The organism is Pseudoalteromonas sp. S558, from assembly GCF_005886635.1.
GTDB lineage: Bacteria > Pseudomonadota > Gammaproteobacteria > Enterobacterales > Alteromonadaceae > Pseudoalteromonas > Pseudoalteromonas aliena.
The window spans coordinates 1-1,153 of sequence record NZ_PNDU01000513.1; the positions used below are offsets into that span (position 1 = coordinate 1).

The window sequence follows — 1,153 nt, forward strand, 5'->3', positions numbered from 1 at the left end:
CCTCTAGACGATGGGGACACAGAAAACTGCTACCCTAGGACAAAACACTAATTTTTGGTGGAGCCATGCGGGATCGAACCGCAGACCTCTTCACTGCCAGCGAAGCGCTCTCCCAGCTGAGCTATGGCCCCAACTTAATCAATACTCGCCATGATAAACACGTCGGGTATCGCTTAGTGCGGGGCGCATTCTATGCACCACCCAAAATAAAGTCAACAGTTTTTTACTTAGCATTATTTAAATGGTTTAATTTTCAACAAACTGGCTATCAAGCATGCTAAAAAACACAATTTGAATAGGAATCCCCTTTCATCGCTTGTAACTTAACCGCAACTTTAAAACTTTTAGCTAGAACTACTCTACTTTTCTGTTTCACACCCAATCTCTAATGAAGATAAAAGGTATACATTTATATGCAAATTAAATTTATGATGAATTCTAGCCATGTTTATCTTTCAAAAATGAATTTACCGTTGTGCATTTAGTTTTACGCTAAGTAAGGATAGTATGCTTATTTCTATAAAGCTCATTTGGTTATAACCCCCCTCGTCGCGATTACATACCCTAGATTGAACAAATTTAATAAACTTGGTCTTTAAAAGACAGCGCTAATTCTGCTAAGTGGTGAAAAATGACCACTTAAATTAATTGTGAGGCAATAAATATTGCACCTAAGAAAACCAACATGCTCCATTTAGAATGGTTTTTAGCTATAACTCATTTTGATCTAAAGATAAAAACTCGAATCCTGAAAGGTCATCAAGCCCTAACATAAAGCTAATGTGAACAGCGTCTACACTACATTTATTACAAACAGCTTAACTTATTTGAATCCAATGATTAAAACAAACGTAATTTAAGTACAGTGATAATACAATATTGCACTGTTCTCGAACGTTATTTAAACTACAACTTTGGATTTGATGATAAAATAGACTCCAACCCTGCCCCATTGTTTATAAAATCTTCATTCAGCACATTTTTATCATTCAAGTGTTGACACATTTCCAACTCTATCTATAATAGCGCCCCACAACAACGCAGCAATGCAATGTTGTTTATATGTGGGTGATTAGCTCAGTTGGGAGAGCATCGCCCTTACAAGGCGAGGGTCACTGGTTCAAGTCCAGTATCACCCACCACATATAAAACC

Annotated in this window: 2 tRNA genes; one reads left to right on the forward strand and one right to left on the reverse strand. The window is 37.0% G+C overall.

The window, feature by feature from the left end:
• Positions 1-55 precede the first annotated feature (55 nt).
• A tRNA-Ala gene (locus tag CWB66_RS21165) sits at positions 56-131 on the reverse strand.
• A gap of 935 nt (positions 132-1,066) precedes the next feature.
• Here CWB66_RS21165 and CWB66_RS21170 point away from each other — a divergent pair.
• Positions 1,067-1,142 (forward strand) — tRNA-Val (locus tag CWB66_RS21170).
• The last annotated feature ends 11 nt before the right edge of the window (positions 1,143-1,153 follow it).